The sequence below is a fragment of the Collimonas fungivorans genome (genome assembly GCF_028292705.1).
Classification (GTDB): Bacteria; Pseudomonadota; Gammaproteobacteria; order Burkholderiales; family Burkholderiaceae_D; genus Collimonas; species Collimonas fungivorans_B.
On sequence record NZ_JAQGLV010000362.1, the window covers coordinates 1 to 5,392 of the forward strand.

The following is a 5,392-nucleotide window of genomic DNA, read 5'->3' on the forward strand; positions in this document are numbered from 1 at the left end:
GCCCTGGTGCAGGGCTACTCCCAGCTGCGGAATGCCGCGCACCGTCGCCAGCAGCAAACCCATGGCATGGTCGGCGACGCAGGCGTCGTTGGTGCCGGCGCCGTTGGATACCGTGATGCCGCGCTCACGCGCAGCGGCGACATCGATGTTCTCGAAACCGGCGCCCAGCGCGCAAACCAGTTCCAGCTTGGGCAAGGCCGCGATTTCATTGGCGTGCAGGCCGATCGAACCGATGGTCAGCACGGCCCGTATGGCATCGGCATGGTTGGCGATGGCGGCGCCGCGCTGCTCGGCAGTGGGCGCATAGACTATCTGGAAGTCTTGGCCGATGCGTTGCAGGCCTTGGTCGGACAAGGGATTGAGGATCAGGAGAGTAGGAAGCATTGGCGGCCGGGGCAAGAAATGTTGTGGGCAAGCTGCGCCGGTAGCGCAGTGCCCACCATGATAATCTCGAAACCGTATTTCCCGCTTGGCCGGCAGGAATTCAGATCAGCGCCAGCCGCTTCTTGATCTGGTCGATGGGCCAGACACCGATCACCTTGTCCGACAGGCGTCCTTCGCTTTCGTCGGTGCCTTCGATGATGTAGCGGCTAGGCGCAGGGAAATGGAAAGGCCCCAGCTCCAGGTTCAGGCGGCGCCATTCACCCAGGGCGATCTCACCGTTCGCTTCAAAGCCGCGGAACGAATAACTGGAAGTGAGCAGGTAAAGGGCGCCGCTGTCGCAGATGTTCTTCAGCGCGGAAAAAATCCCTTGCAGCGGCAAATGCACCAGGCAGTCCCGGCAAAACACCGCATCGGCCCGGGGCAGCGGCGTATTGATCAGGTCGAGCTGCACGAACTGGCGCCCGGCCTGGCCGAATTTCTCGCGGTTGCGCTCAACCAGCTGCGGCACGATATCGGCGCCGATATAGTCGACCCTGGAGAGATCCACATGCTGCATCCAGTTGAAATCGCCGCAGGGCAAATCCAGCATCGAGCGGATGTTGAACTCATCCAGCAGGTACGGCAGCTCGCGCTGCAGGTGCCGGGTCCGGTACAGCTCGGAGCCAGGCCCCGAAACCGATTCGCTGCTCCCCCAATTGTTACCTTGATAGATCTCGGTAAAAACCTGCTCCGCTTGGCTCATGGTTCACGCTTTCTTTCGTCATTGTTTTATTATCGACAGGCGCTGCCGGCTGAGAGCAATTTACTGAACAATGGCGATAAAAGCAATTTGGATGTCAAAATACGTGTTGCATGCTCGTCCTGTCCGGAGCTGCGCTATAGGGGAGAGGTAAAAATGGCTTTGTGCATCAGCGTGTTTGAACGGCTGGACCCGCAGGTTCTGCGTAATCATCAGCATTACTGCAGCCTGTTCAGCTATCCCCACCGCTGGGTCGAAACCGCGCACATCGCCCATCCCATGCTGCGCCAAGCGTACCGCTACCACGTGCTGCTGCAGGAATTGCGGCAAGCCGCCGACAACGACTGGGTCCTGCTGCTCGATTGCAACGCCGTCATCGTCCATCCGCTGGCGATGGAAACCCTGCTGGCCGGGCGCGACGCGCTGCTGGTCAAAGGCCCTACCCGCAGCCCGTCGGGCGAACCGCGGGTCGTCATGAACAACATGCTGGCGCTGCGCAATACCGCAGAAAACCGCAAGATCCTGCACGACATCGTTTTTATCCTGCACAAAGCCCTGATCCGCGATGAAATAGGGAGAAGCGAACTGAGCCTGCTGGAGCAATTCCCGGCGCTGGAAGTCAACGCCATGATCGGCGACAGCTACGTCAACGTCAGCTGGTACATCTCGAAATGGTTTGACGCCCGCATCTTCATGCTCAACCTCGGTCCCTGGCCCTCGGCCGAGGGCGAACCGGACCACGACATCCTGTTCGACCTGCGCATGAAAAACCTGCTGGTGCGGCAAGTCAACGGCGCCTTGATCGACGGCTTGCCGCTGCTGAAGACGCCGGCCTACCCGGCGCTTTCCGACGAGCCACTGTCCAGTTTCAATCCGCAAGGAAAAATCGCGCTGGTGACGCTCTACACCCACCACATCGCCGACTATGCGCGCATCTCCGAGCACAACGTAAAGCGCTATTGCGACCGCCACGGCTACGCCTACCATGTGTATCGCGCCATTCCGGAACAGCTCGACAGCAGCATATCCGGATCCTGGGTCAAGAGCTGGCTGCTGGCGCGCCACCTGGCGGACCACGACTGGGTGATCTGGATAGACGCCGACATCCTGTTCACCAATCCATCCAAAAAAATGGAACCGCTGCTGGCAAACCGCGACCTGCTGTTCGCCAAGGACATCGGCGGCTGGGAACTGAATTCCGGCGTGATGGCGTTCCGCAATACGGCCGAGAACGCCGCCCTGCTGGAACAGATATGGCAATGCGTCAGCCAGGTCGACGACAAATCGTCGGTCTACAGCAGCCAGGGCGACCAGTTCCACACCATCGAAGCATTGCGCGCGGCCGGCAAGCTTAACGAGCAGTCGATTGTCGATTGCCTCGCCATCAATACGCCGCCGCAGTTCAGCACCAGCGATACCCTGCTGACGCACTACTTCGGCTGGGGTGAACCGTACCGCTCGGTGTATATGGCGGACGACGACGCCATGTCGCAAAGGAACCGCGGAAACTAGCTGCTGCACCGCGCGCATTTTTCCCTCATATCGGCAAGCCATGCGCGGCGCATGCGTTTGCCTTCGAATCATTTTCTGGAACCGGCATGCAAATCTTCCTCGTACAGCTCAGCGTCATCATCCTTGCCGCCTTTATCTGCGGGACCGCGGCGGAAAAGCTGGGCCAGTCGCGGGTGGTCGGGGAAATTGCCGCCGGCCTGCTGCTTGGCCCCTCCGTCCTCGGCGCAATCGATATCCATGCCTATGATTTCCTGTTCGGCAGCGCCAGCATGCCGGCCTCGGCTCTGTCGCAGCTGGGAGAACTCGGCCTGGTGCTGCTGATGTTCCAGCTTGGGCTGCATCTTGACCTGAAGAGCCTGCAGGGACGACGCCAGGCGAACGCACCGTTGCTGGTCGCCCTGCTGGGAATGCTGATCCCGTTTGCGCTTGGCTGCGCCATCGGCGTCGTCTCCAGGCCATGGATCGCGCCTCACGCCGAAGCCGTCGGATACGTGCTGTTTTGCGGCCTGGCGCTGTCGATATCGGCAGTGCCCGTGATGGCCAGGATCGTGATGGATTTGCGCATGGCCGACTCTTATCCGGCGACCGTCGCGCTAGCCTCGGCGACGCTCACGGACATACTCGGCTGGTTATTGCTGGCGGTGATCGCCGCCTTCGCGGCCGGCACGTATTCATTCAGCCGCACCCTGCACGACCTGGCCCTGCTGGCGGCGTTTGTGGCTTTTTCCCTGTTACTGGCCAAGCCGCTTTGGCGCAGCGTGCTGAGCCGCGGCAAGACGACCGAAGCATCGGCGCCGTCGGCCGGGATATTGGCATGCGTAGCCTGTTATGTGCTCCTGTCCTCATGGGTAACCGCGGCGATCGGCTTCCACAGCGCCTTCGGCGCCCTGATGGCAGCCCTGGTGCTGCGCGGCCACGCCGACCTGGCGCAAGCCTGGCGGCGCCAGGTGACAGGTTTTGTCGAACTCGTCCTGATGCCGGTTTTTTTCGCCTACGCCGGCATCCATGTTTCGCTGGGCAGCGTGCAGTCGCCCGATTTCTGGCAATGGTTCTTGCTGTTCCTGGCGGCGGCGATCCTGGGGAAATTCGGCGGCAGCTACCTGGGTGCGCGCTGGTCGGGCATCCCCCACCGCGATGCCAGGATCATCGGCGCGCTGATGAACACCCGCGGCCTGATGGAATTGATCGTGCTGACGATAGGGCTGCAACTGGGCATCCTGTCGGTGCCCGTATATTCGATGCTGGTGCTGATGGCGCTGGTGACGACGGCGATGACCGTGCCGCTACTGCGGTTCTGGCGGCGCCAGGACAAGGTGCTTGCAGGCAGCCGCAAGGCGAACAGCGCCGACCAGATGTCAACTTAAACGACATCATCCCAAACCTCATAACTTTTAACATTCCTTAACAATAAAAAAATAAGCAACAGCCCTTTTTATTATAATATTTACATTAATACCAATATAACTCTACAATGACTATATATTTCCACATGGAAATATATTCATAAAACAGGCAAGCATGGATACCGTGCTTGCTACAGCTCCCCCAGCCACCCGCTGCTGGCCAAGGGTGGCTCACTTCCCTTCCTTCTCAGGGCTCCCGCCGGATAGGCATTGGCAACAAACTGCACTCGCGAGTGACAGCGAGGCTGCTTTTCAACTCGACTAGACGAGTGTTTAAAGTGAAAGTTCTCTCTATCTTCGGTACGCGTCCGGAGGCCGTAAAAATGGCCCCCGTGGTCAAAGCGCTGTCCAGAGAAACGGGAATGCAATCGCTGGTCTGCGTCACCGGCCAGCATCGGCAAATGCTGCAGCAGGTGCTCGACCTGTTCGCCATCAAGGTCGATTACAGCCTCGATGTGATGCTGCCGGACCAGACCCTGAACGGATTGAGTGCACGCCTGATCGGCCTGCTCGATCCGGTGCTGGAAGCATGCAAACCCGACCGCATCCTGGTGCATGGAGACACCACCACCGCCATGATGGCGGCGCTGACGGCATTCCATCGCCGCATACCGGTGGCGCATGTCGAAGCCGGCCTGCGCACTGGCGACCTGAGCCAGCCCTGGCCGGAAGAAATGAACCGGCGCTACGTCGATATCGTATGCGACCTGCTGCTTGCCCCCACCGCGCAAGCAAAGAACAACCTCGCGGCAGAACACCTGGCCGGCCGCATCGTCATCACCGGCAATACGGTGATCGATGCGCTGCGCCTGACCACCGAACGCATCGCCTTCGACGAACAGCTGCGCAACCAGCTCGATGCCCATTTCCCCTACCTGATTCCAGGCCGGAAGCTGCTGCTGGTGACCGGCCACCGGCGCGAGAATTTCGGTTCCGGTTTCGCCGAAATCTGTGATGCACTGGCGACATTGTCGCGCCGCTCCGACCTGCAGATCGTCTATCCGGTGCACCTGAATCCGAACGTGCAAGGACCGGTGCTGGCAGCCCTGTCTCACCTGCCGAACATCCATCTGATCGAGCCGCTCGACTACCTGCTGTTTGTACGCCTGATGCAGCGCTCGCACGTGATCCTGACCGACTCCGGCGGCTTGCAGGAAGAAGCGCCGTCGCTGGGCAAACCGGTGCTGGTGATGCGCAATGTCACCGAACGTCCGGAAGCGGTGAGCGCCGGCACGGTGCAGCTGGTCGGCACCGATTCGGCGCGGATTGTCGCCGCGGTAACGCGGCTCTGCGACGACGACATCTTCTGGCAGCAGGCAACGCAACGCGTCAACCCTTATGGCGACGGCCGCGC

The 5,392-nt window shown here is 60.5% G+C and carries 4 protein-coding genes and 1 pseudogene; 3 read left to right on the plus strand and 2 right to left on the minus strand.

The window, feature by feature from the left end; translation table 11 throughout:
- Together JWQ61_RS20080 and JWQ61_RS20085 are read right to left on the minus strand one after the other, a co-directional pair.
- A pseudogene (locus tag JWQ61_RS20080) lies at positions 1–384 on the minus strand (2-hydroxyacid dehydrogenase); the annotation flags it as partial.
- Between the two features lie 100 nt (positions 385–484).
- Complete coding sequence (locus tag JWQ61_RS20085; RefSeq protein WP_304362067.1) at positions 485–1,126, minus strand: class I SAM-dependent methyltransferase; 642 nt, start codon at positions 1,124–1,126, stop codon at positions 485–487.
- A gap of 153 nt (positions 1,127–1,279) precedes the next feature.
- Here JWQ61_RS20085 and JWQ61_RS20090 point away from each other — a divergent pair, with 153 nt between their 5' ends.
- From JWQ61_RS20090 to wecB, 3 genes are all read left to right on the plus strand, one after another.
- Complete coding sequence (locus JWQ61_RS20090) at positions 1,280–2,635, plus strand: galactosyl transferase GMA12/MNN10 family protein (RefSeq protein ID WP_304362068.1); 1,356 nt, start codon at positions 1,280–1,282, stop codon at positions 2,633–2,635.
- An 86-nt stretch (positions 2,636–2,721) separates the two neighbouring features.
- Positions 2,722–3,999 carry a cation:proton antiporter gene (locus JWQ61_RS20095; protein WP_304362069.1) on the plus strand — a complete coding sequence of 426 codons (1,278 nt, stop codon included), beginning with the start codon at positions 2,722–2,724 and terminating at the stop codon, positions 3,997–3,999.
- A gap of 362 nt (positions 4,000–4,361) precedes the next feature.
- Positions 4,362–5,392, plus strand: a 1,031-nt coding sequence (gene wecB / locus JWQ61_RS20100) for a non-hydrolyzing UDP-N-acetylglucosamine 2-epimerase (RefSeq protein ID WP_304362070.1), incomplete at its 3' end; no start/stop codon positions are given.

What these genes read in the sequence shown, in the direction of transcription:
- JWQ61_RS20090 (WP_304362068.1), top strand. Translation starts at nt 1,280, where the DNA reads ATGGCTTTGTGCATCAGCGTGTTTGAACGGCTGGACCCGCAGGTTCTG.
- JWQ61_RS20085 (WP_304362067.1), bottom strand. Translation starts at nt 1,126, where the DNA reads ATGAGCCAAGCGGAGCAGGTTTTTACCGAGATCTATCAAGGTAACAAT.
- JWQ61_RS20095 (WP_304362069.1), top strand. Translation starts at nt 2,722, where the DNA reads ATGCAAATCTTCCTCGTACAGCTCAGCGTCATCATCCTTGCCGCCTTT.